The organism is Brachybacterium sp. GCM10030267, assembly GCF_042666875.1.
Taxonomy (GTDB): Bacteria; Actinomycetota; Actinomycetes; order Actinomycetales; family Dermabacteraceae; genus Brachybacterium.
The window spans coordinates 69,553-93,788 of record NZ_JBHTCX010000002.1 but is presented as its reverse complement, the minus strand read 5'-3'; the positions used below and the strand labels follow the sequence as shown (position 1 = coordinate 93,788).

19 protein-coding genes are annotated in these 24,236 nt (G+C 71.3%); 14 read left to right on the top strand and 5 right to left on the bottom strand.

The features are described 5' to 3' along the window. The first annotated feature begins 132 nt into the window (after window positions 1-132). The 4 genes from ACFQS2_RS00820 to ACFQS2_RS00805 all read left to right on the top strand — a co-directional run bounded on the left by ACFQS2_RS00820 (window position 133) and on the right by ACFQS2_RS00805 (window position 6,885). Entirely contained in the window at window positions 133-1,548 is a 1,416-nt protein-coding gene (locus tag ACFQS2_RS00820; protein ID WP_377792620.1) for a CCA tRNA nucleotidyltransferase, read from the top strand. 227 nt (window positions 1,549-1,775) lie between these two features. Continuing rightward, entirely contained in the window at window positions 1,776-4,427 is a 2,652-nt protein-coding gene (locus ACFQS2_RS00815; protein WP_377792379.1) for a transglycosylase domain-containing protein, read from the top strand. A gap of 151 nt (window positions 4,428-4,578) precedes the next feature. Further along, on the top strand, window positions 4,579-5,322 hold the full coding sequence (locus ACFQS2_RS00810) for an MBL fold metallo-hydrolase (protein ID WP_377792378.1): 744 nt from the start codon (window positions 4,579-4,581) through the stop codon (window positions 5,320-5,322). Window positions 5,323-5,514: 192 nt separating this feature from the next. Further along, window positions 5,515-6,885: an ABC transporter substrate-binding protein gene (locus tag ACFQS2_RS00805; protein WP_377792377.1), complete on the top strand. Its 1,371-nt coding sequence runs from the start codon at window positions 5,515-5,517 to the stop codon at window positions 6,883-6,885. A 109-nt stretch (window positions 6,886-6,994) separates the two neighbouring features. On the opposite strand, the gene ACFQS2_RS00800 is transcribed toward ACFQS2_RS00805, so the two are convergent. After that, complete coding sequence (locus ACFQS2_RS00800) at window positions 6,995-7,987, bottom strand: carbohydrate ABC transporter permease (protein WP_377792376.1); 993 nt, start codon at window positions 7,985-7,987, stop codon at window positions 6,995-6,997. A gap of 3 nt (window positions 7,988-7,990) precedes the next feature. After that, complete coding sequence (locus tag ACFQS2_RS00795; RefSeq protein WP_377017897.1) at window positions 7,991-8,953, bottom strand: carbohydrate ABC transporter permease; 963 nt, start codon at window positions 8,951-8,953, stop codon at window positions 7,991-7,993. A 642-nt stretch (window positions 8,954-9,595) separates the two neighbouring features. On the opposite strand from ACFQS2_RS00795, the gene ACFQS2_RS00790 reads away from it, so the two are divergent. Continuing rightward, a complete protein-coding gene (locus ACFQS2_RS00790; protein WP_377792375.1) occupies window positions 9,596-11,248 on the top strand; it encodes an FAD-dependent oxidoreductase in 1,653 nt (550 codons plus the stop codon). 78 nt (window positions 11,249-11,326) lie between these two features. On the opposite strand, the gene ACFQS2_RS00785 is transcribed toward ACFQS2_RS00790, so the two are convergent. Beyond that, a complete protein-coding gene (locus ACFQS2_RS00785; protein WP_377792374.1) occupies window positions 11,327-12,397 on the bottom strand; it encodes a hypothetical protein in 1,071 nt (356 codons plus the stop codon). Between the two features lie 233 nt (window positions 12,398-12,630). Here ACFQS2_RS00785 and ACFQS2_RS00780 point away from each other — a divergent pair, with 233 nt between their 5' ends. Further along, window positions 12,631-14,850 (top strand): catalase, encoded by a 2,220-nt coding sequence (locus ACFQS2_RS00780; RefSeq protein ID WP_377792373.1) that lies wholly within the window; start codon window positions 12,631-12,633, stop codon window positions 14,848-14,850. Between the two features lie 161 nt (window positions 14,851-15,011). Here ACFQS2_RS00780 and ACFQS2_RS00775 read toward each other — a convergent pair whose 3' ends face one another. After that, a complete protein-coding gene (locus ACFQS2_RS00775; protein WP_377792372.1) occupies window positions 15,012-16,346 on the bottom strand; it encodes an APC family permease in 1,335 nt (444 codons plus the stop codon). 199 nt (window positions 16,347-16,545) lie between these two features. On the opposite strand from ACFQS2_RS00775, the gene ACFQS2_RS00770 reads away from it, so the two are divergent. The 4 genes from ACFQS2_RS00770 (at window position 16,546) to ACFQS2_RS00755 (ending at window position 20,681) form a co-directional block, all read left to right on the top strand. Continuing rightward, on the top strand, window positions 16,546-17,595 hold the full coding sequence (locus tag ACFQS2_RS00770) for an iron-siderophore ABC transporter substrate-binding protein (RefSeq protein WP_377792371.1): 1,050 nt from the start codon (window positions 16,546-16,548) through the stop codon (window positions 17,593-17,595). 16 nt (window positions 17,596-17,611) lie between these two features. Then, window positions 17,612-18,682 carry a FecCD family ABC transporter permease gene (locus ACFQS2_RS00765; RefSeq protein WP_377792370.1) on the top strand — a complete coding sequence of 357 codons (1,071 nt, stop codon included), beginning with the start codon at window positions 17,612-17,614 and terminating at the stop codon, window positions 18,680-18,682. A gap of 203 nt (window positions 18,683-18,885) precedes the next feature. Then, window positions 18,886-19,857 (top strand): FecCD family ABC transporter permease, encoded by a 972-nt coding sequence (locus ACFQS2_RS00760; protein WP_377792369.1) that lies wholly within the window; start codon window positions 18,886-18,888, stop codon window positions 19,855-19,857. After that, window positions 19,854-20,681, top strand: a complete 828-nt coding sequence (locus tag ACFQS2_RS00755; protein WP_377792368.1) for an ABC transporter ATP-binding protein — start codon at window positions 19,854-19,856, stop codon at window positions 20,679-20,681. Before ACFQS2_RS00760 ends, ACFQS2_RS00755 begins: the two co-directional genes overlap by 4 nt. A 103-nt stretch (window positions 20,682-20,784) precedes the next feature. On the opposite strand, the gene ACFQS2_RS00750 is transcribed toward ACFQS2_RS00755, so the two are convergent. Beyond that, window positions 20,785-21,390 (bottom strand): TetR/AcrR family transcriptional regulator, encoded by a 606-nt coding sequence (locus tag ACFQS2_RS00750; protein ID WP_377792367.1) that lies wholly within the window; start codon window positions 21,388-21,390, stop codon window positions 20,785-20,787. Window positions 21,391-21,521: 131 nt separating this feature from the next. Between ACFQS2_RS00750 and ACFQS2_RS00745 the strand changes: the two genes are divergently transcribed. From ACFQS2_RS00745 to rpsR, 4 genes are all read left to right on the top strand, one after another. Then, a complete protein-coding gene (locus ACFQS2_RS00745; protein ID WP_377792366.1) occupies window positions 21,522-22,553 on the top strand; it encodes an aldo/keto reductase in 1,032 nt (343 codons plus the stop codon). 421 nt (window positions 22,554-22,974) lie between these two features. Then, window positions 22,975-23,265 carry a 30S ribosomal protein S6 gene (rpsF, locus tag ACFQS2_RS00740; RefSeq protein WP_377017875.1) on the top strand — a complete coding sequence of 97 codons (291 nt, stop codon included), beginning with the start codon at window positions 22,975-22,977 and terminating at the stop codon, window positions 23,263-23,265. Window positions 23,266-23,321: 56 nt separating this feature from the next. Next, on the top strand, window positions 23,322-23,870 hold the full coding sequence (locus ACFQS2_RS00735; protein ID WP_377017873.1) for a single-stranded DNA-binding protein: 549 nt from the start codon (window positions 23,322-23,324) through the stop codon (window positions 23,868-23,870). 117 nt (window positions 23,871-23,987) lie between these two features. Continuing rightward, window positions 23,988-24,224, top strand: a complete 237-nt coding sequence (gene rpsR / locus ACFQS2_RS00730; RefSeq protein ID WP_377017871.1) for a 30S ribosomal protein S18 — start codon at window positions 23,988-23,990, stop codon at window positions 24,222-24,224. Window positions 24,225-24,236: the final 12 nt, after the last annotated feature.

The window sequence follows — 24,236 nt, the reverse complement described above, 5'->3', positions numbered from 1 at the left end:
CCCGACCCCATGACAGGACGAGCAGTGACCAACCCCGTCGACCCCGTCGAGCCGGACCCCGCCGATGGCGATGCCGCTGAGACCGCTGAGACCGCTGAGCGGCTCGACGTCGCGCGCACCCGGTCCGCCTCGATGTTCCGCGCGCTGCCCGAGGAGATCCACGACCTCGGCCGCCGGTTCGAGGCGGCCGGCTTCGAGCTCGCCCTCGTCGGCGGGCCGGTGCGGGACGCGGTGCTGGGCCGCTCCAGTGCCGATCTGGACTTCACGACCTCGGCGCGGCCCGAGGAGACCGAGGCGATCCTGCGCGGCTGGACCCATGACGGTGCGGTGTGGGACATGGGCCGGGAGTTCGGCACCCTGGGCGGTGCCCGCGGGGGCGTGAAGGTGGAGATCACCACCTACCGCACCGAGTCCTACGACCCGGCCAGCCGCAAGCCGCAGGTTGCCTTCGGGGACACCCTGGCCGGGGACCTCTCCCGCCGCGACTTCACGGTCAACGCGATGGCGGTGCGCATCCCCTCGCTGGAGCTGGTCGATCCCTTCGACGGGCTCGGCGACCTCGCCCGCACGGTGCTGCGCACCCCCGTCGGCCCCGAGCAGTCCTTCACCGACGACCCGCTGCGCATGCTGCGCGCGGTCCGCTTCGTCTCCCAGCTCGGATTCCGCATCGAGGACTCCACGGCCGACGCGATCGAGGCGCTCGCGGAGCGTCTGTCCATCGTCTCGGCCGAACGCGTGCGCGAGGAGCTGGTCAAGCTGATGCTCGGTGCGCATCCCCGCGGTGGCCTCGAGCTGATGGTGGAGCTGGGCCTGGCCGACCATGTCCTCCCCGAGCTGCCCGGGCTGCGGCTGGAGATCGATGAGCACCACCATCACAAGGACGTCTACGAGCACTCGCTGACGGTGCTGGACCAGGCGATCGATCTCGAGAGCCCTCGGGGCTCCGGCGGGCCCTGCGAGGCACCCGACCTGGTGCTGCGCATGGCCGCGCTGATGCACGACGTGGGCAAGCCCGCCACCCGCCGGTTCGAACCTGGCGGTGCGGTCACCTTCCGGTTCCACGAGACGGTGGGCGCGAAGATGACCGCGAAGCGGATGCGCGCGCTGACGTTCGACAAGGACACCACCAAGAAGGTGGCCCGGCTGGTGGAGCTGCACCTGCGCTTCCACGGGTACGCCGACGCGCCCTGGACCGACTCGGCGGTGCGGCGCTACGTCACCGACGCCGGTGATCTGCTCCAGCACCTCCACCGCCTCACCCGGGCCGATGTCACCACCCGCAACCGGCGCAAGGCGCGCCAGCTGGCGCTGGCCTACGACGAGCTCGAGGCGAGGATCGATCACCTCGCCGAGCAGGAGGAGATCGGGAGGATCCGGCCCGACCTGGACGGCAACCGGATCATCGAGATCCTCGGGATGAGCCCCGGCCCGGCGGTCGGCGAGGCCTACAAGCATCTGCTGGATCTGCGCATGGAGCACGGCCCCCTCGGCGAGGAGCGTGCCATCGAGGAGCTGAAGGCATGGTGGGCCGCCCGCGGCCAGGAGTGACACCCTCGGGACCGGCGTCCCGGGCGGCCTCCTCGTGAGGGACGTGTGCAGGCGGGCAGGCTGGGTGTGAGCGGCGCCGCACGAGACGTGGATAGTCTGTGTGCTTCGACGCCGGGCCGTTCCGTCGGGCGCAGCGGCGTGCGCATACTGGGGAGCTGCGTGCCCCGGTGGCACGTGCACGCGTCCGTGCCCCCGAAGGACGTGTCCCCGAAGGACCAGGAGCAGCCATGAGCGAATCCCGACGCTCGTCCCGTGGCTCGTCGGACCGATCGAACCGATCGAAGAAGCCGACGAGCGGTGGTGCCCGTCGTGCCGCTGGAGTCCGTCGCGCGACCCCGGCGAAGCCGGCGCCGAAGACTCCCGCGCCCAAGGGCACCAGCCGCACCGGCCGCAGCTCGTCCGCCACGGGTGGCCGCGCCGCCGGGGCAGGGGCCGCAGCGGCAGGCGCGAGCGCCGGCGCCGCAGGCGGCAGCGCCCGGGGCGCAGGCGGCGGCTCCCGGGCCGGCGGTGCCTCGGGTGCCGGCGAGGGCGGTCGCACCTCGGTCGCCGCCCGGCACGCCCGTCCGTCCAAGAGCGCGGGCACCGCACCCCGGGCCGCTCGTCGCGGCGCGGCCACGAGTGCCGCCGCGGCCGGAGCCGGAGCGCGCGGTACGGGCGGTGGCGGCCGGGGCGGAGGAGGCCCCCGCAAGCCGGTCCCGGCCAACTTCCTGAACTACCCGCGGGCCGGTGCGCGGAACCCGTGGCGCTGGATCCCCTCGCTGCGCATGATCGTGGGCGCGATGGCGCTGATGGTGCTCGCAGGCCTCGGCTTCGCCGTATGGCTGTACAACGACACCGAGGTGCCGGAGCCCTCCGACTTCGCGCTGTCCCAGACCACCCGCGTCTACTTCGCCGACGGCGAGACCGAGATGGGCGAGTTCAGCGAGGTCAACCGCACCGAGCTCGATGCCGAGGAGATCCCGCAGAACGTCAAGGACGCCGTCGTGGCCAGCGAGGACTCCAGCTTCTACGAGAACCGCGGCGTCTCCCCGCGCGGCATCGTGCGCGCCATGGTCAACAATCTCTCCGGCGGCGCCCGGCAGGGCGGTTCGACCATCACCCAGCAGTACGTGGAGCGGTACTACACCGGCACCACCACCTCCTACGCCGGCAAGGTGAAGGAGATGGTGATGGCGCTGAAGATCGACCAGGAGCTGAGCAAGGACGAGATCCTCTCCAGATACCTCAACACGATCTACTTCGGGCGAGGCGCCTACGGCATCCAGGAGGCCTCGCAGGCGTACTACGGCAAGGACGCCTCGGAGCTCACCGAGGAGGAGGCCGCACTGCTGGTCGCGGTGATCCCGGGCCCCTCCACCTACGATCCCGCCAAGAATCCCGAGGACGCCCAGAGGCTGTGGAACCGGGTCATCTCCCGGCAGGTCAACACCGGCCAGATGACGGCCTCCGAGGCCGACGCGATGCAGTTCCCCGAGACCATCGAGCCCAAGAGCGAGAACACCCTGGGCGGCACCAACGGGTATCTGCTGGCCCAGGTCCGCAACGAGCTGATCGAGCAGGGCTTCACCGAGGAGGAGATCAACACCGGCGGGTACAAGATCGTCTCCACCATCGATCCCTCGATCCAGAACAACACCGTCCAGGCGATCGAGAACCTGCCGGAGGACCGCCCCGAGCAGAACCGCGTCGGCACGGTGACGATGGATCCCTCCTCGGGAGCGATCCGCGGCATGTACGGGGGGCCGGACTTCGTCTCCCAGTCCGTCAACGACGCCACCCAGTCCCGCATGCAGGCCGGATCGATCTTCAAGACCTTCACCCTGATCTCGGCGCTCGAGGACGGCTACCCGCTGGACTCCCGCTGGGACGGCAACTCCCCGAAGGAGTTCCCCGGCTGGACGGTCAAGAACTTCGGCGACAACTCCTACGGGCGGGTCTCGCTGGCCGAGGCCACGACGCACTCGATCAACACCGCCTACGCGGAGGCGAACATCGAGGTGGGTCCCGAGCGCACCCGGGACACCGCGGTCGCCCTCGGGCTGCCGGAGGAGACGCCGGGCCTGGGTGCCGAGGCCTCCAACGTGCTCGGCTCGGCGTCGCCGACGGTCACGGAGATGGCCGAGGTCTACGGGACGATCGCCTCCGGCGGCGTCGTCCGGGAGTCCTACATCGTCCAGTCCGTCACCCGGCCCGACGGGTCCTCGCGCTATGAGCATCAGAGCGAGGAGAAGCGGGTGATCGACGAGGAGGTCGCCACGAACGCGACCGTCGCCCTGCAGGGCCCGCCGACGGAAGGCTCCGCCCGTGACCTGCAAGGGATCATGGATGGTCGCCCTGTGGCCGGGAAGACGGGCACCTCGGAGAGCTTCCGCTCGGCGTGGTTCGTCGGCTTCACCCCGCAGCTGGTCACCTCGGTGGGCATGTTCCAGCCCTCCGAGGACGGAACCTCCGAGGAGCAGCTGACGGCGTTCGGCGGCGAGCGGAACATCACCGGCGGCACGTTCCCCACCGCGATCTGGGGCGACATCATGTCGAGCTCGCTGGAGGGGCAGGAGAAGCTCGACTTCCCCGAGGAGGTCCAGCTGGACAACGAGGAGCGCTCCCGCAGCACGCCGGAGCCGCAGCCGAGTGAGCAGCCGCCGGCGGAGCCCGAGGAGCCCGCCGACGAGCCGTCGGAGGAACCCTCCGAGGAGCCGTCGGAGGAGCCCGCCGAGCCGAGTGAGGAGCCGTCCGAGGAGCCGACCCCGGAGCAGGGCGAGGACCCGGCCGGTGAAGGCGACCAGGCTGATCAGGGCCAGGGGAACGACGCCGGCCGCAATGAGCAGAACGAGCAGGAGCAGCAGCAGGGCGCCGGCCCCAGCGACGGCGGCGGCGGCTGAGCGGGCCGAAACATCCGGTGGCCGACGGTCGCCGCCGGATCCCACGGGCGCCGTGGCACCGGCTCTCCCTACCACTCGGCCCGTGACCTCCCTGCCGAGCCGCTCGTACACTCGGCAACGCTCACCCGGTCCCCTCGGCAAGGGAGTCGTGATGTTTGTTCCTGATGTGGCGACCGGCGTCCACCTGATTCGTCGCGCTCACGTCAACTGCTATCTCATCGAGGGCGGGAACGGCCTGACCCTCGTCGACGCCGGGCTCCCCGGTGTCTGGCGCGAGCTGGGATCCGCTATCCGCACCCTCGGGCACCGTCCCGAGGATCTCCGGGCGCTGGTCCTCACCCACGCTCACTTCGACCACGTCGGCACCGCTCGCCGGCTCGTGCAGCGCCTCGGCCTGCCGATCTACGCCCACGCCCGGGATGCGGAGCTGGCCGCGCATCCCTACCGCTACGCGCACGAGAACCCCAGCGCCGTGTACCCGCTCCGACACCCCCGCGCCGTGCCCATGCTGGTCTCGATGATGCTGGCGGGTGCCGCCCTGGTGCGCGGGGTCAGCGACACCCTGCCCCTGGCTCCGGATACCACCCTCCACGCGCCGGGTCGCCCTCGAGTGATCGCGACCCCGGGGCACACGGACGGGCACGTCGCCCTCCACCTTCCCGACCGCGACGTGGTCCTCACCGGCGATGCGCTGGTCACGCTGGACCCGTACACCGCAAGCACGGGCCCGCGCATCGTCGCCGGGGCCGCTACGGCCGACAGCGCCCAGGCACTCGAGTCGCTGGCCGCCCTGGAGGCCACGGGCGCGCGCACGGTCCTGCCCGGCCACGGGGACGTCTGGGACCGCGGGGTCCGCTCCGCCGTCGAGCACGCCCGGCGGGTCGGGCCCGCGTAACGGGAGGACGGGACCGGTCCGACACGGGGCCGACGCGGCGATGCGACCGGCCGGCCCGAGCAGGCCGGTGGGCCCCTCCGGACCGTTCGGACGGGTTCATTGCCGCTGGATGAGCGCGGCTCTATTCTCCGACCAGGGGCGATGCCCCGTCGTCGCGAGAGGCGCGCACCGCGCGCCCGGGAGGAGAGCACCATGCTGACCAGACGAGGAGTACTCCAGGCGGGCGCGGCCACCGGCGTTCTCGGGCTCGCCGCGTGCAGCGGCGGCGGCGAGACGTCCGGCGGGGGCGGCGGCGAGCAGGACCACGAGTTCTCGACCGAGGCGACCGGTGCCCTGTCCACGATGGGCTTCAACCCCTCGGACGAGGTCGGCCAGTCCCGCGCCGACTACGCGGCCGAGCAGCTCCCCGATCTCCAGATCGACATGGACACCACGAACTTCGACCCCCAGAAGTTCACCGCGCAGGCAGCATCCGGGCAGGTGCCCGACCTCATCCAGCTCGACCGGGCGGTGGTGGCGACCTTCGCCGCCCAGGGACTCATCCTGCCTCTCGACCAGGGCTTCGAGGCGCACAGCGTGGATCCCGTGCAGCAGTACTACGAGCCCGCCGTCCACGACGTCACCTACGAGGACGCCAGGTACGCGATCCCGCAGTTCTTCCAGCCCAGCGCGATCCTGGTCAACGCGCGCGCGGCCGAGGCCGCCGGCGTCTCTCCCGAGGACTTCGACACCTCGGACCCCGACGCGTTCCTCAAGACCGTGGAGAAGGCCACCGCCCTCGAGGGCTCTGCCCCTGTGACCCTCGGGTTCGACGGCGACATCCCCGGCTCCACCGAGATGTGGCTGCAGGTGTTCGGCGGCGGCAGCATCGGCGAGGACGGCGCCCCCACCCTCGACAGCGCCGAGAACATCGAGGCCCTCACCTGGATCAAGGAGATCCTCGACCTCCAGGGAGGATACGAGGAGGTCACCTCGCTGAAGAACTCCATGGACGTGTTCGGCGAGCAGAACCAGTACGTGAGCGACCAGGTGGTCTCCCAGTCCTGGGCCCAGTGGTACCTCAACGTCCTCACCGATTTCGCCGACGCGGTCGAGCTGCACGCCGTGCCGATCCTGGGCACCGACGGCACCACCATCGCCTTCGCCGGCGGTTCCGCCTTCGCGGTGCCCACCGGCGCCGCCAACCCGGATGCGGCCCTGGCCTGGGCCCTCGCGGTCACCTCGACGGACGCCTGGCTCAAGGCCGGTGAGGCCCGTGAGGCCGCGGTCGAGGAGGCCGGCGGCATCAACACCGGTGTGTTCACGGGGTCTCCGGAGGCCGATCAGCAGATCCGCGAGCAGTTCGTGGCCGAGTCCGGTGATGCCGACTTCGACCAGGCCATCGGCGTCTACTACGACGTGCTCGCCGAGCCCCGCTCGACCGGTCCGTCCCCGGCGGGCCAGCAGATCCAGCAGGCCCTGAACGACGCCGTCTCCGCCGCGATGACCGGGGAGAAGGACGTCGAGCAGGCGCTCGCCGACGCCCAGTCGACCGCCCAGCAGGAGTACGAGAACAACTCCTGAGCCGGTGAGCGGCCGCCGTTCGCGGCACCGCTCGGCGGCGCCGCTCGGCGGTGTCGTTCGAGGCCGGGCCCGCCCAGGCCGGGCGGGGCCGCCGCCGCTCAGCCCTGGGTCAGCCCTTGACGCCGACCCCGGCCAGGCCGCCCACGAAGTACCGCTGGCCGACGGCGAACAGGATCAGCATCGGCAGGGTCACCACCACGGAGGCGACCATGACGTACTGGTAGTCGCCGTGGCCCCCGGCGGTGGGCGAGAACAGGGTCATGGCGTAGTTGATGCCCAGCGGGACGGTGTAGTCCTCCGGGGAGCCGAAGTTGAGATAGATCAGCGCCCCCTGGAAGTTGTTCCACGAGGCCTGGAACTCGAACAGCCACACGATCACCGCCGAGGGCAGGGCGAGCGGGAAGGCGATGCGCCGGAAGAGCCCGAAGAAGGTGCAGCCATCGACCCTGGCCGCCTCGAACAGCTCGCGGGAGATCCCTCGGTAGAACTGGCGCATCAGGAAGATGTAGAACGCCGATCCGAACAGCGCGCCGCCCCACAGCGGCACCGAGGTGCCCAGGAACCCGAGGTGCTTCCAGATCAGGTAGTTGGGCACCAGGGTCACGGCACCGGGAAGCATCATCGTCGCCAGGACCAGGCCGAACAGCACGTTGCGACCGGGGAACCGGAAGTAGGCGAAGCCGAAGGCGACCATCGAGCTCGAGACCGTCATCAGCGTCGCCCCGGCCACGGCGATGAACACGGAGTTCATGAACCAGCTGGCCAGAGGCAGCTGCGACCAGACCTCGGTGTAGTTCTCCGGGGACCAGGTGTGCGGGATCAGCCGGTTGTCGAAGACCTCCCCGCGAGGCTTCAGGCTGGCCGAGAGCAGCCACAGCAGCGGGTAGAGGAACAGGGCCCCGATGGCGAGGGTCAGCGCCCAGCGCAGGAAGACGACCACGCGGCGCAGCACACGGCGCGGACCGTCGGCATGACCGGTGACGGCCCCCTCCAGTGCGACCTCGGGACGGGGCGCGCGGGGACGTGCGCGGCCCCGAACGGGCGCCGGCGCCGCGTCGGTCCCGGGGATCGGAGCGGCGGTGACGGACTTCGCGGTGGTCATCGGTTACTCCCCCTGGTAGTGGACGAGGCGCTTGGAGACCCGGATCTGGATCAGGGTGATGATCATGATGATCACGAAGAGCACCCAGGCCATGGCGGCGGCGAGCCCGAAGTTGAACTGCTGGAACGCCTGCTGATAGAGGTGGATGCCGTAGAAGAGGGAGGCCGACGGCGCCGAGCTGCTGGTGTCGCGATAGAACAGCAGATACGCCTGATCGAACACCTGCAGCGAGGTGATGGTGTTCGTGACGACGAGGAAGAACGTGGTCGGTGAGATCAGCGGGATCGTGATCTTCCAGAACCGGCGGACAGGCCCCGCGCCATCCAGCGCCGCCGCCTCGTAGAGATCCGTCGGGACCCCCTGCAGCGCCGCCATGTAGATGATCATCGACCCGGCCACCGCCCAGGCGGACATCAGCACGATCGAGGGGATGATCCAGTCGGGATCGATCAGCCACTGAGGCCCGGGGATGTTGAAGATCGCCAGGAACTGGTTGACGGCTCCGCGGTTGCCGTTCAGCAGCAGCAGGAACACCGCCGCCGTCGCGACGGCAGGAGTCATCTTCGGCAGGTAGTACAGGACCCGGAAGAAGCCCTGCCCGCGAGGGATCGACATCAGCAGCAGCGCCAGCATGAGCGCGAACGCCGTCTCCAGCGGCACCGACATCAGCGCGAAGGTGAAGGTGTTGCCCAGTGACTGCAGCACCTTGGGGTCGTCGATGAGCTGGGCGTAGTTGGCGCCTCCCACCCACGGAGCCTCGTTGGTGGCCAGGTCGTAGTCGGTCATCGAGAGGAACGCGCTGTAGCTCATCGAGATCACGGTGAAGATGAGGAACCCGATGATCCACGGAGAGATGAACGCGTAGCCGGCCAGGGCCTCCCGGGTGAAGCGGCGGCGTCTGCGTCGCGGCGGGCCGGAGGCGGCAGGAGCCGGGACCGGCACTGCGGTGCGGTCGGCTGTCGTCATGTCACGTCCTCTCGAAGAAGTCGTTCCCACGGACCCGGCGGCGGCGCCGGCGAGATGATCTCCGGCAGCGCTGTGACCTCCCGCTTCGCCCGCGCCGAGGCACTGAGGTCGAGGCACGGAGTCGGAGAGGCTCGGCCCGGCAGCGCTTCTCGGCTGACAGTAGAAGTGCTTCTGCAGTGCGACAAGTCGGCGAGCGGTCTGCCGCCCCGGAGAGACGGCTCGCGCAGGCCCGGTATCCGCGGTGGTAGGGGGCCCGCGATGACCGACGAGACGTCGGGATCCGCCGGTCGCTGCCCGACGCCCACTCCGGCCGGTCCGTCCGAGAAGAGCACCGTTCTCCCTGATCAGCCGACGACTTCTCCGTACTCTCCGGGCGCCCGGGAGCGACGAACTGCGCGGGCCGGCCGCCTCGTGGGCTGCCCCTGCGGGGGTGCCGTACGGGGCAGGACAGTGATGCCCGCGGCGGGGCGCGACCAGTCGGTCCATCCCCGCTGTGTCGGGCCGCGCCACGCACTCACTCCCTACAGTGGGCCCAGCGGGTCGGTTCCGCCGTCGGGCGCTCCGATCAGCCTCCGATCCGCCCCGATCAGCCCGGACCCGCTCCGATCCCGACCCATCAGCGACCGATGGAGAGCAGACGCCATGACCTCACTCTGGCTGGACACCCACGACCCCTCGCGCGTCCCCGTCTCGGCCATGCCGGCCGGGATCTCGTACGACGTGGCCGTCGCGGGCGCTGGGCTGACCGGGCTCGCCACGGCGGTGGCCCTCGCCCGCACCGGGCGGCGGGTGATCGTGCTGGAGGCCCGCACGGTCGGGGCGGTCGCCACCGGCAACACCACCGGAAAGGTCTCGCTGCTGCAGAGCACCCGACTGTCCCGGATCCGCCGACGGACCTCGCTGGAGGCCGCCGCGGCGTACCTGGCGGCGAATCGGGACGGGCAGAACTGGCTCCTGGAGCTGTGCGCGCAGCACGACGTGCCCTTCCAGCGCCGCACCGCCTACAGCTACGCGAGCACCGATGCCGGCACGGCGCAGCTGCGCGAGGAGCTGGAGACCGCGCAGGAGCTGGGCCTGGATCTGCAATGGCAGGAGACCAGCGAGCTGGCGCTGCCGATGGCCGGCGCGGTCGCCCTCGCGGACCAGGCGCAGTTCGACGCGATGGATGTGCTCACCGCGCTCGCGCGGGAGCTGCGCGGGCTCGGCGGCGTCATCGTCGAGGGGGTGCGGCTGACCGGCGCCTCCCGCCGGGGGCCGCTGAGGCTGAGCACCACCGGCGGGGAGGTCCGCGCCGACCGTCTCGTGCTGGCCACCGGCAGTCCGGTCCTGGACCGCGGCGGCCACTCGCTGCGGATGGTCCCCCAGCGCTCGTACGCCCTGGCCTACCGGGTCCCCGAGCACAGGCAGGTGCCGTCGGGCATGTACATCTCCGTGGACGGCCCCACCCGCAGCATCCGGTCGGCGCCCCACGGCGGCGAGGAATTGCTGCTGGTGGGCGGCAACGGGCACGTCACCGGCCGCACCGACTCCCACGCGGCCCGGATCGCCGAGCTGGACGAGTGGGCGCTCCGCCTGGTCCCCGGGGCGCAGCGCACCCACACCTGGGCGGCGCAGGACTACGAATCCGCGAGCGGTCTGCCGCTGATCGGTGCCCTGCCCGGCAGCGACGGCACCATCCTGGCCGCCACCGGGTACGCCAAGTGGGGGATGACCAATGCCGCCGCGGCGGCTCTGGCCATGACCGGGGTCATCGAGGGGCGCACCCCCGTGTGGTTCGAGGTCCTGCGGTCCGCGGGCGGCGGGTTCGGCGCCCTGGCCGCCGAGGCGTCGATGGGCGCGCAGGTGGGCAAGGAGCTCGTGCAGGGCTGGGTCGGCGCGGAGCTGACTCAGCTCCCGACGGGCCCGTCGGGCCCGTTGCAGCCGGCAGCACCGGCCCGAGCCGTCGAGCCCACGGACGTGCCTGGGGCGGACGACCCCGGGGCCGACGTGACCGAGGCCGATGTGCCCGGGGCGGACGCGACCGAGGCGGACGTCACCGGGGCGGCCGCGACGCCGCCCGAGGGGCGGGGTGTCGTCGGCCGGTGGCGCGGCAGGCCGGTGGGGGTCTCCACCGTGGAGGGACGGACCTGCGCCGTCTCCGGCGTCTGCACCCATATGGGCGGCGTGCTGCGCTGGAACGACGCGGAGCCGTCCTGGGACTGCCCCCTGCACGGCTCGCGTTTCGCCCCCGACGGCGGGCTGCTGGAAGGGCCGGCGGTGAAGGATCTGGACCGGGTTCCGGACTCCGACACCTGAATCCCGGGCTCGGCTGAGCTGTCGGCAGTCCTCGGCCTCGTCCCGGACCACGAACCTGAGCAGTTCCGTCGGGACCGGTCAGTGCTCCTCGTCCTCGCGGGAGAGGCGACGCAACTGCTCGCGGCGACTGTGCGTGAGCTGCTCCAGATCGGTCTCGTCGTCGAAGCCGGAGCCCAGGCCGCCGGCGACGACGCCCATCGCGGCGCTGAGCCAGGCGATGTCGACGTAGCGGGCGAACTTCGCCGGTTCCTGAAGGATCGTCGCCATGAAGTCCGGGCTGATGATCACCAGGCTCGCGCACAGGATCAGCACGACCAGCGACAGGTACAGGCCGAGCACGCAGAGGAAGATCGTCAGCACCGTGGAGAGGTTGTAGTAGAGCAGGACCATGGTGCGGTCCTTGGTCGAGGGCCTCTCCCACAGGCTGTTGCGGAAGATCAGCCATCCCGTCATCAGGATGATCGCGAGCAGACCGATCAGGAGCAGTCGCACGGGCGACAGGGCCGCGGACATCGTCCAGATGGAGTTGTAGAAGATGCCGAAGGCGCCGGCGCCCGAGGCGGCGGCCAGCGCGCTGGAGAGCTTCGGGAAGGCGCGCCAGGGCGCGTTCGTGGCCACCATGCCCGTGACCGTGCGGACGGCTCCGGTGACAGCTCGCGAGCGCAGCCGAGGAGGACCTTCCGAGGGCTCGGACCACTGGTTCCAACTCGCTGCGACGCGGTCCCGGTCCTCCTCGGTGCCGCCGGCCGTCAGGCGCAGCACGCAGGCCATGAAGGCGTTGACCAGGCGCTGGCGAGGGGCGAACAGCCCGATCGTGGGGTAGGACAGCGTGGCCGCGGACTTCTCCGGATGAAGCTCGGCGATCAGCGGGCGGCCCTCCGAGCGGCGCGGCATCTCGGTGAGCATCAGGGCCACGTCGATCGGTTCGAAGTCCTCGCGCACGGCATCGACGGAGCCCATATCGATCGTGTTGTGGTCGCTGATGCCCAGGAACTGGGTCTGCACCGTCACCGTCGCGTTCCCGTAGACCTGGGTCAGCTCCTCCTCGAACAGCTCGCGGGCGGCCTCCGCCCGGCGGGCGCACAGGCCGGGGTCGGCAAGGATCAGGACGTTGATCCCCTCGTCCTGTCCATCCCGTGGGTCGTTCATGCGGCGCTCCCTGGTCGCTGGGGTGGTGGGGTCCCGGCAGGCACGCCCCAGGTTAAGGCTCCACGGTACGGGAGGCCCTGCGCGGCATCACCGGACGAACCGGTCGGTCCATTCGCGGGGCGGGTGGTCACGGGAGCCCCGGGTTCCCGGCCGCCGGTCCCGGCCGTACGGTGAGCGGCGTCACCACGTACCGGTCCGTCGTGCGGAAGTCCGCCGTGTGGAAGGAGCATGTCATGGCACCCACGAAGAACAGCCCGACCCCGCCGCCCGGCCGCCCCAGCAGCCGCCCGCCGTCGTTCGAGGAGCCCACGGAACCGGTCGAGCCGCTTCCCCCGAAGCCTGACCAGCGAGGCGTCGAGCCCCGCACCGCCACCGGGGCCGAGCCGGGCCCGGAGCCCGCCACGAGGGCGCAGCAGGGCGAGTTCCTGACCACGTCGCAGGGCGCGAGGCTGCGCGACACCGACCACTCGCTCAAGGCGGGCCGGCGCGGACCCGTGCTGCTGCAAGACCATCATCTGCGCGAGAAGATCACCCACTTCGACCACGAGCGCATCCCCGAGCGAGTGGTCCACGCCCGAGGCGCGGCCGCCCACGGCGTGTTCGAGGGCTACGGCACCGCCGAGTCCGTCACCCGTGCCGGATTCCTCGCCAAGGGGAAGACCACCGAGGTCTTCACACGGTTCTCCACCGTCGTCGGATCCCGCGGCTCGATGGACACCGCCCGCGACACCCGCGGCTTCGCCACCAAGTTCTACACCGACGAGGGCACGTTCGACCTGGTGGCCAACAACATCCCGGTGTTCTTCATCCAGGACGGCATCAAGTTCCCCGACGTCGTCCACGCGGTCAAACCGCATCCGGACCGGGAGATCCCGCAGGCCCAGAGCGCTCACGACACCTTCTGGGACTTCGTCTCCCTGCACACCGAGGCGCAGCACCACACGATCTGGTTCATGGGTGACCGCGGCATCCCGCGCTCGTACCGGATGATGGAGGGGTTCGGCATCCACACCTTCCGCCTCACCAACGCCGAAGGCGCGACGTCGCTGGTGAAGTTCCACTGGAAGCCGAAGCTGGGGGTGCATTCGCTGACCTGGGAGGAGGCCCAGCTGCTCGGCGGCGCCGATCCGGACTTCCACCGTCGGGACCTGGCCGACGCCATCGAATCCGGAGCGCACCCGCAGTGGGAGCTGGGCATACAGGTGTTCCCGGACACCGAGGAGCAGACCTTCGAGGGCATCGACCTGCTCGATCCGACGAAGATCGTGCCCGAGGAGCTCGCCCCCGTCCAGCCCATCGGACGCCTCACGCTGAACCGCAACCCCAGCAACTACTTCGCCGAGACCGAGCAGGTTGCCTTCCATCCCGGCCACCTGGTGCCCGGCATCGACGTCACCGACGATCCGCTGCTGCAGGTGCGCCTGTTCTCGTATGTCGACACGCAGCTGACTCGCCTGGGCGGGCCGAACTTCACGCAGCTCCCGATCAACCGCGCCCACGCCCCGGTCAACGACATGCTGCGGGACGGCTACGGGCAGCAGGGCGATCACGCCGGAGTGGCCCCGTACCAGCCGAACTCCCTGGACGGCGGCTGTCCGTTCATCGCCGGTCACGCCGAGGGGGCGCTGGAGGACGTGCCCGTGCGGATCCCGGAAGGGGTCAAGGAGCGCGAGCTGTCGGCATCCTTCGAGGACCACTTCAGCCAGGCCCGCCTGTTCTGGCGCAGCATGAGCCCCGTCGAGCAGGACCACATCGTCGACGCCTACTCCTTCGAGCTCGGCAAGTGCTACGAACCGACGATCCGCGAGCGGCAGCTGCAGTGCCTGGCGAACATCGACAGCGAACTGTGCGCACGGGTCGCGGCGGCGCTCGGCCTGCCGGCCCCGGAGCCGACCGAGCCCGCTCCCGCCTCCCCGGCCGACGGCGAGGTCACCGCCAGCTCACCGCTGTCGCAGCTGGGCGGGCAGTGGCCCACCGAGGGCCGCATGATCGGCATCGTCGTGGACCCCGCCGACGCCGACGACAGCTTGCTCGACCTGCACGAGACGATCGTCGGTGCCTCCATGACGCCCGTGGTGATCGCGCCGCGCGGCGGCGAGGTCGCCGGTGTGCCCGTCGGCAGGACCTTCGCCACCGCGCGCTCGGTGGAGTTCGACGCCCTGCTGCTGGCCGGCAATCCGCTCAGCGCCCCGGATTCGCAGCCGTCGGTGGACCCGAAGGCCGGGGCTCCGGCGACCGAGGTGGAGCCTCGCGTGGGCCTGCTGATCGACGAGTGCTGGCGGCACGCCAAGGCCATCGGCACCTGGGGTCGCGGCCGTGAGGCGCTCGAGGCCCGCTGCACGCCGGGCGCGCCGGGTCTGGTCACCGGTGAGGACGCCACCACCGTGTTCGGCGAGGTCCAGCGGCTGCTGGAGAACCACCGCGTGTGGGAGCGGTTCCCCGCCGGCGTCTGAGGCCCGATCACCAGGGCGGGCCCTCTCTGCCAGGGCTCTGACCAGAGACGGGACGTCATTCGAGGGTGGCCCGTCACATGCAGGCCGCCCTCGGATGACCGCCCACCGGTGGTCAGCTCACGAGCGCCGGTGGTGGGCAGCTGACTCCCGGGTCGTGCCGCTCAGGCCGTGGTCGTGCGGCGGCGTCGCCAGGCCGCGAACAGTGCGAGCAGCGCCCCGACCGCCAGGATCGGCAGCCCGAGCTTCCACACGGCGGCCTCGACCTGCGTCATCAGCAGCACGCACGAGAGCAGGCCGGCGATGGGCAGCACCGCGGGCACGCGGAAATGGCGCTGGTCGACCCGGTCACGGCGCAGCACCAGCACCGCGGCGTTCACGGCGACGAACACCACCAGGAGCAGCAGCACCATGGTGCTGGCGAGCACGTCGATGGTGCCGGTCAGCGCCAGGAGCAGCGAGAGTGCGGTGGTGGCGATGATCGCGACCCAGGGAGTCCGCCGGCGGGGCAGGACGCGGGTCAGGGGCCGCGGCAGCAGCCCGTCCCGCGCCATCCCGTAAGCCAGGCGGGAGGACATGATCCCGGTCAGCAGCGCGCCGTTGGCGACGGCGACCAGGGCGACCACGCTGAACACGACGGGCGGGATGATGCCGGCGGCGGAGACCACCTGCAGCAGCGGAGCGCTGGAGTCGGCGAGCTCGGCGGTGGGGACCACGGCCGCGGCCGCGGCGCCCACCAGGGCGTAGATGAGGCCGGCGACGATCAGCGCGCCGAACAGTGCGCGCGGGTAGGAGCGGGCGGGGTCCTTGGTCTCCTCGGCGATGTTCACGCTGGTCTCGAAGCCGACGTAGGAGTAGAAGGCGAGGATGCTGCCGGCCAGCACCGCGGCGACCGGCCCGTTCTCCGGGGTGCCCAGCTCGGTGAGCCGCCCCAGGTCGCCGTCCCCGCGGCCCACGACGATCGCGCCCAGCACGATCACTGCCAGCAGCCCACTGACCTCGATGATCGTCGCCACCCGGTTCGCGCCGAGCGACTCGGAGATGCCGCGGGCGTTCAGCAGCGCGAGCAGGGCCAGGAACACGATCACCACGAGGAAGGTCGGCAGGGAGACGAACTCCGCGAGATAGTCCCCGGCGAAGCCCAGGGAGAGGGCCCCGACGGAGACGACGCCGGCGGCCAGCATGCAGAAGCCCACCAGGAAGCCGGCGAACGGACCGAACGCCCGGGTCGCGTAGTGGGAGGAACCGCCGGCCTGCGGATACTTCGTGGCCAGCTCCGCATACGAGCCGGCGGTCAGCAGAGCCATCAGGAGTGCGACGACCAGCGGGACCCAGACCGCTCCGCCGGCCAGGGCGGCCACCTCTCCGGCCAGCACGTAGACACCGGCGCCGAGCACGTCTCCGAGGATGAACAGGAACAGCCCCGTGGTGGTCACCGCGCGACGCAGGCTGGTGCGGTCGGCGGCTGTGGTGCTGGAGCTGCTCTCGGTGCTGGTCATCCCGCAAAGATAGCTATGACCGGCGCAGATGCCCGGACCGCTCGGTCGTACACGGTGCCGGGGCGCCGGGGATCGCTGTTGTCCAGATCACTGAATCGCTCGTGGACGCCTGTTTCCCCGTCAATTACGTGAGGCTAGGCTTGCCTAAGTCGCTGGGAGGTCCCCGGTGGCCCGTCCCGTCCTCGTACGCAGGAGAGCCATGAGCCCCGTCCCCGCCCGCCCGACCCGTCGTTCGTGGATCGCCGGAGCGCTCGCCGCGCCCCTGGCCCTGGCCGCATGCAGCGGCGGCGGGCAGGAATCCGGCTCGAACGGCTCCGACGGCGGCGGCGCCGGCGACTTCAGCCCCGTCACGATCGAGCACGCCCTGGGAACCGCGGAGATCACCGCCAAGCCCGAGCGCATCGTGACGCTCGGCCAGGGCTCCGCCGAGACCGCGATCGCCCTGGGCATCATCCCCGTCGGCGTCGAGGAGTACCCGTGGGGAGCGGACGAGACCGGATACCTGCCGTGGATCCACGAAGCCGTCACCGAAGCCGGCGGCGAGCTGCCGACCCAGTTCACCGGCGCCACCGAGCTCGACGTCGAGGCGATCCTCGAGCTCAGCCCCGACGTGATCCTGGCGCCGTGGTCCGGGCTCACCCAGGAGCAGTTCGACGTGCTCACCGACATCGCCCCCACCGTCGCCTACGCGGAGCAGCCCTGGGTGATCACCTGGGAGGAGCAGATCACCACCATCGGCAAGGCCCTCGGTGAGGACGAGGCCGCCGCGGGCCTGATCGACGAGATCACGGCGACCTTCGAGGAGTCCGCCCAGCCCGGCTACGCGGACTACACCTTCTCCTTCATCTACAACGACGGTCCCGGCACCCTCGGGGTGTTCTACGAGAACGAGCAGCGTGTCGCCATGGTCCGCGGTCTCGGCCTCACCGTCGACCCGGTCAACCAGGAGCTCGACGAATGGGATGTGCCCGGCACGGACTCGGCCATGATCGGGCTCGAGAACGCGGACAAGCTCGCCGGGTCCGACCTCATCTTCACCTTCTACTCCGACGAGGCCAACCGCAAGGAGACGGAGGCGCAGGAGCTCTACGCGTCCATCCCCGCGGTCGCCAGCGGCGCGATCGTGGCCCCCACGGACCAGTCCTTCGTCACCGGCTCCTCGATCATCACGCCGCTGACGGTGCCCTGGGCGCTCGAGCGGTACATCCCGATGATCGACGAGGCGATCGCCAAGGTCGCCTCGGCCTGAGCCGGGCCGCATCCACGTGAGCCGGACACTTGCGACCCGCCGACCCCGGGCCGACGACCCCGGCGACGGGGCGAGCCTCCCGTCGGCCGATCGACCTGCGCGCAGGCGCATATCGCCGTGGCTCGCCCTCGGGCTGGCCACCGTCCTGCTCGCGCTCGCCGCGGTGGCGAGCCTGTTCCTCGGGACGCGGGAGACTGATCTCGAGGCGGTGTGGGCGGTGCTGCGCGGGCAGGGCAGCGACTACATGCGGGAGGTGGTCGCGGCCCGCGAACCCCGAACCGTGCTCGGCGCCGTGGTGGGTGCGGCTCTCGCCGCCTCGGGCATGCTCATCCAGGGCGTCACCCGCAATCCCCTCGGCGAGCCCGGTCTGCTCGGGGTCACCTCGGGTGCCTCGGCCGCCGTGGTCACCGCCACCGCGTTCCTCGGGTTCTCCGGCGGCACCGCCATGGTGTGGGTCGCGCTGCCCGGCGCCCTGCTCGCCGTGGCCGTGGTCCACCTGCTGGGCCGCCCGGCCGGCACTCACTCGGTGGTGCCGCTGATCCTCGCCGGCGCGGTGATCTCCGCGGTGCTGTACGCGTACATCCAGGCCATGATCCTCACGCGCCCCGCCGTGTTCGACTCCTACCGGTACTGGGTGGTCGGGTCCCTGGCCGGGGCCTCGTACGACACGCTCGCCGCAGTCGCGCCGGCGCTGGTGATCGGCCTGGCGCTCGCGATCATGGTCGTGCCCGGACTGAACACCCTGGCCCTCGGGGACGACGTCGCCACCGCCCTGGGCACCCCCGTGAGCCTGCTGCGCGCCGGTGCCCTGCTGGCCGCCACTCTGCTGGCGGCGGCTGCGACCGCCGCGGTCGGACCGATCGCCTTCGTCGGCCTCGCCGTTCCCCATCTCGTGCGCGCCATGGTGGGCAGCGAGCACCGGTGGCAGCTGCCCCTGTGCCTCGTCCTCGGCGGGGCGCTGCTGCTGGGGTCCGACGTCCTCGCGCGCAGCCTCGCCCATCCCGAGCTGATGGTCGGCGTGGTCACCGCCTTCGCCGGCGCCCCGTTCCTGCTGCTGGCCGTGCGCCGTGGGACGGTGAACGCCTGATGGAAGGCCCGACGACGCCCGCGACGACTCCCAGCGCCCCGACGAGCCATGCGCTGGTCGGCGGTGCGCCTGCAGGCCAGGGCACGAGGGGCCATGCTCCGACAGGGCAGGTCCCGACAGATCATGAACCGTCGGGCCATGAACCGGCGGGCCATGCCCCGACGCCTCGCCCACCCGCGCGCCGCGCGCAGCTGCCCCGAGCCGTGGCGGTGGGGGTGCTGCTGGTCAGCGGGATCCTCGCCGGAGGCTTGGCGACGCTGGCCTGGGGACCGCTCGGCGTGACCGCGCCGGATCTGTTCGCGGCCGCCCGGGGCGAGGCCGGCACCAAGGCCATGTTCGTCCTGGAGCGCCTGCGCGGGCCCCGCCTGCTGGTCGGCATCGGCGCGGGCCTCGCGTTCGGGCTCGCCGGAGCCCTGTTCCAGACCGTCACCCGCAATCCGCTGGGCAGCCCCGACGTGATCGGGCTGGGCAGCGGCGCCGGGGCCGGCGTGGCGCTGGGCACGCTGCTGGCACCCGGTCTCGTGCCCGCCCCCGTCGGCGCGGTCCTCGGCGCCGGGGTCGCCATCACCCTGGTGTACGTCTCCACGGGGCTGGGCTTCACCTCTCCGGCGCGGGTGATCATCACCGGCATCGGCGTCAACGCGATGGCGCTCGCCGTGACCCAGTACGTGGTCGCCGTGGCGCTGCGCGATGCGTCCTCCCAGCTCGCCGGGTACCTGGTGGGAACCCTGAACTCCCGCAGCCTCGACCAGGCCCTGTTCATCGCCGTGGCTCTGCTGGTGCTGATCCCGCCGGTCGCCGTCCTCTCGCACGACCTGCGGATGATGGACCTCGGCGACCAGCTGGCCGACGCCCTCGGCGGCTCCGCGCACCGCACCCGGACCTGGGCGATCGTCCTGGTGGCTCTGCTGGCCGCCGCGGCCGTCGCCGTCGCGGGACCGATCGCCTTCGTCGCCCTCGCCGCCCCGCACATCGCCCGCCGGCTGGCCGGCGCCCCCGGGCCGCACCTCATCCTCTCCGCGCTGGTCGGGGCGCTCATCATCGTCCTGGCCGACTTCACCGTCCAGCACGTCGGCCCCGTCGAGAACCTGCCGGTCGGCGTCATCACCGCCGGTGTGGGCGGGATCTACCTCGGCTACCTGCTGATCACCACCTGGAGGAGGGCCGACGCATGAGCGCCGGACGCACCGATCCCCATGGCGCATCCTCGCTGCGCCTGGAGGCCGCCACCATCGCCTACGGCGCGAAGCCCGTCCTCGAGCAGCTCGACTTCGAGGTGCCGCGAGGCGTGTTCACGGCGGTGATCGGCCCCAACGGCTGCGGGAAGTCGACGATGCTGAAGGCCCTCGCCCGCACCCTGCGCCCGCGCGCCGGCACGGTCCGGCTCGATGACCGGCCGCTCGGGCAGTGGCGCTCGAGAGCAGTCGCCCGGCGCATCGGCCTGCTCCCGCAGGACCCCGTCGTCCCCGACGGCATCACGGTCCGGGCGCTGGTCGCACGCGGACGGCACCCGTATCACTCGCCGTTGCGGCAGCGGGTGCCCGGGGACGAGGAGGCGGTGGCGGCCGCGATGGCCGCCACCGGGGTCGAGGACATCGCCGAGCATCCGGTCGCCGGGCTCTCGGGCGGCCAGCGTCAGCGCGCATGGATCGCGATGATCCTCGCCCAGGACACCGAGTACGTGCTGCTGGACGAGCCCACGTCGTTCCTGGACATCTCCCATCAGATCGACGTGCTGCACCTGTGCCAGGACATGCGGGAGCAGGGCCGCACCGTCGTCGGCGTCCTGCACGACCTGAACCAGGCCGCGCGCTACGCCGACCACCTCGTGGTGATGGATGCCGGCCGGATCGTGGCCACCGGCCCGCCCGCGCAGGTGCTGCGGGCCGACCTGGTCCGGGAGGTGTTCTCCCTCCGCGCGGAGGTCACGCTCGACCCCCAGAGCGGGAGCCCGATGGTGATCCCGCGCCGCCGCGAGACGGACCCCTCGCAGCGGTGACATGCCGGGGCGGTCGCGGCCATGCCACCGTTCCGTGTCGCCGGGGCCACGTATCCGTGGAATCGATGCGCGCGTCGGAGCCGATCTCGTGGGAGGAACGGGCTCAGCCCGTCACCGAGAGCCCGTCCAGGAAGATCGCGATCATCCGCTCGGAGAAACCGTCGGCACCACCGGGCACCGGCTGGGACAGCAGCGCGATCGCCGTCAGCACCTCGCGGGCGCTGACGTCATCCCGCGCCTCGCCGGCCGCGGCCGCCCGGTCCAGCAGGCCCTGGAGCGCCGGGACCAGCTGTTCCAGCAGTTGGTCCGGCAGTCCCTCGTAGGCCGGATCGCCGGAGTGCAGCGCTGAGGCCAGCCCCTGTTTGGTGCCGACGAACTCCGTGAAACGACCGATCCAGGCCACCAGGGCAGCGCGCGGTCCGGCGCCGCTGCTGAGCTCGTCGGCCGCGGTGACGCACTCGTCGATCTCATGCTGGAGCACGGCGACGATGAGGTCCGACCGGCGCGGATAGTGCCGGTAGAGGGTTCCCACTCCCACCCCGGCGAGGTCGGTGATCTGCTTGGCCGGCACGTCGACCCCGCTCTGGGCGAACGCCGTCTTGGCGGCATCGAGCAGCGCCGCGGCGCTGCGCTTCGCATCCGAGCGCTGACGCCGAGGCGGCCCGGCACCGTCCGGCGCTCCCGCGGCGGGCGTGGTCGATCGCGACATCTGGTCCTCCCGTGGGGCCCTTCCCTTGCTAAGTGGAAAGGCGTTCCGTATTGTTCCGGAAAGGGCTTCCGCTTCGCGCAGTCTACGTCCCGGAGCCTGCCACCCGCACCCCTCACCACTCGGAGGACACCATGCAGTACCGCACTCTCGGCAGGACAGGCATCAAGGTCAGCCCCTACGGGCTGGGAGCCCTCATGTTCGCCACCCAGATGGGCAACGACGCCGAGGAGTCCGCCCGCATCATCCACAAGGCGCTGGACGCCGGCATCAACCTCATCGACACCGCCGACGCCTACGCGGACTCGGAGGAGGTCGTCGGCCGGGCGCTCCAGGGCCGACGCGACGACGTCGTCCTGACCACCAAGTTCGGCCTCCCCGACCGGGCCGCGGCCGGCGTGCCGAACCGGCAGGGCGGCTCCCGGCGCTGGATCACCCGGGCGGTCGAGAACTCCCTGCGCCGCCTGCAGACCGACTACATCGACGTCTACCAGCTCCAGCGTCCCGACCCCGCCACCGACATCGAGGAGACCCTCTCGGCGCTGACCGACCTGGTGCGGGCCGGCAAGATCCGCGCCTTCGGCACCTCGACCATGCCTGCCTCGGACCTGGTGCAGGCGCACTGGACGGCCGAGCGGCGCGGGCTCGAGCGGCCCCGCACGGAGAAGCCGCCGTACTCAATCCTCAACCGCGGCATCGAGCGCGAGGTGCTGCCGGTGGCGCAGGAGTGCGGCATGGGTGTGCTGACCTGGGGGCCGCTCGGGCAGGGGATGCTCACCGGCAGGGTGCGACGTGGCCAGGACACCGACGTGATCCGCGCGAAGTTCCTGCCCAGGGCGTTCACCGACGAGGCGCGTCTGGACGTGGTCGAGCAGCTCGCCCCGCTGGCGGCCGAGGCAGGGCTCTCGATGCCGCACCTGGCGATGGCCTTCGCGATCTCGCACCCGGGCGTGACCAGCGCACTGGTGGGAGCGCGGACCATGGCCCATCTCGACGATCTCCTGGAGGGCCTGGATACCGTGCTGAGCGACGACGTCCTGGACCGGATCGACGAGATCGTCCCGCCCGGCACCGACATCGGCGTGCTCGACCAGGCCTACGTGCCCCCGGCCCTCGCCGAGGTCGAGCGGCGCCGCCGCCCGGTGGGACAGCGCTCGGCCGCCTGAGCTCGGCCCTCCGGCCTCGGCTCTCGGTGCCTGCCCGGGACGCCGCGCTGGACCCTGGTAGCGGGGACATCCCGGCGCGGCCCCGGCCGTTCCACCGATACGTGTCACTGTCGCCACGTATCGGTGGAATGGTGGGCGTGTCGAGGCCAGCCAGCGGCCTGCCGACGGTGGACCGCCGACCTGGCAGCCCCCAGCCAACCCCTGCCAACGCCGCGCCAACCCCCTGCCGGCTCCCGGACAGCGGCGTGCCCGCCCTGTGATCCCCCGCGCACGTCCACAGCATCCCTGGCCCGCACCCCCGCGTGCGGGTAGTCTGTGCCGGTCCGTGAAGTGCATCGCCGATGTCCTTTCCGGGCGGCATGAACCCTCCTGCCACGGAGAGACCGTGGCCGCAGAGACCACAGGAGGTGGGTACCAGAACATGCGTAAGTACGAAATGGTCGTGATCCTCGACCCGTCCATCGATGAGCGGACCGTCAGCGCAACCTTCGAGAAGCTCGTCCAGGTCATCCCGACCGAGGGCGGCACCATCGACAACGTCGACGTCTGGGGCAAGCGCAAGTTCGCCTACGAGATCGACAAGAAGTCCGAGGGCATCTACATCGTCCTGTCGTTCACGGCCAGCTCCGAGACCGCTCAGGAGCTCGATCGCCGCCTCGGCCTCAACGAGTCCGTCGTGCGCACCAAGCTGATGCGCCTCGACGGCAAGTGATCTGCGCTCACTGATCCCCGCACCACCCTTACCGACCCCGGAGCAGAGGAGCACCCATGGCGAATGACACCGTCATCACGGTGATCGGCAACCTCACCGCTGATCCCGAGCTGCGTTTCACGCAGTCCGGCATCGCGGTCGCGTCGTTCACCATCGCGTCCACCCCCCGCACCTTCGACCGTCAGGCGAATGAGTGGAAGGACGGCGAGGCTCTGTTCCTGCGCTGCTCCATCTGGCGCGACGCCGCGGAGAACGTCGCGGAGTCGCTGGAGAAGGGCACCCGCGTCATCGCGCAGGGTCGCCTCAAGCAGCGCTCCTTCACCGACCGTGAGGGCAACAACCGCACGAGCATCGAGCTGGACGTCGACGAGATCGGCCCCTCGCTGCGCTACGCCACCGCCAAGGCCAACAAGGTCCAGCGCGGAGGCGGCGGTGGTGGCCGCGGCGGCTTCGGCGGTGGCGCCCCCCAGGGCGGTGCCCCGCAGGGCGGCGGCTACGGCGGCCAGGGTGGCCAGGGCGGTTACAGCAATGCGCCGCAGGGCGCCCCCGACGCCGACCCGTGGGCCGGCGGCAACCAGGGCGGGTACGACGACCCGCCCTTCTGATCGGGACGACGGGCGCGGCACCCCGGTGCTGCGGCTCGTGCCGATCAGCGTTCACACCGAATCCATTCCATCCCGGGTCGATGCCCGGGCTCCCCTCAGGAAAGAAGGAGCACCACGATGGCCAAGCCTGTTCTTCGCAAGCCGAAGAAGAAGCAGAACCCCCTGAAGACCGCCGGTCTCGAGACCGTCGACTACAAGGACGCCGCGCTGCTGCGCAAGTTCATCTCCGACCGCGGAAAGATCCGCGCCCGTCGGGTGACCGGCGTCTCCGTCCAGGAACAGCGCAAGATCGCGAAGGCCGTGAAGAACGCCCGCGAGATCGCGATCCTGCCGTACTCGACCTCCGGCCGCTGAGCGAGGAAGGGA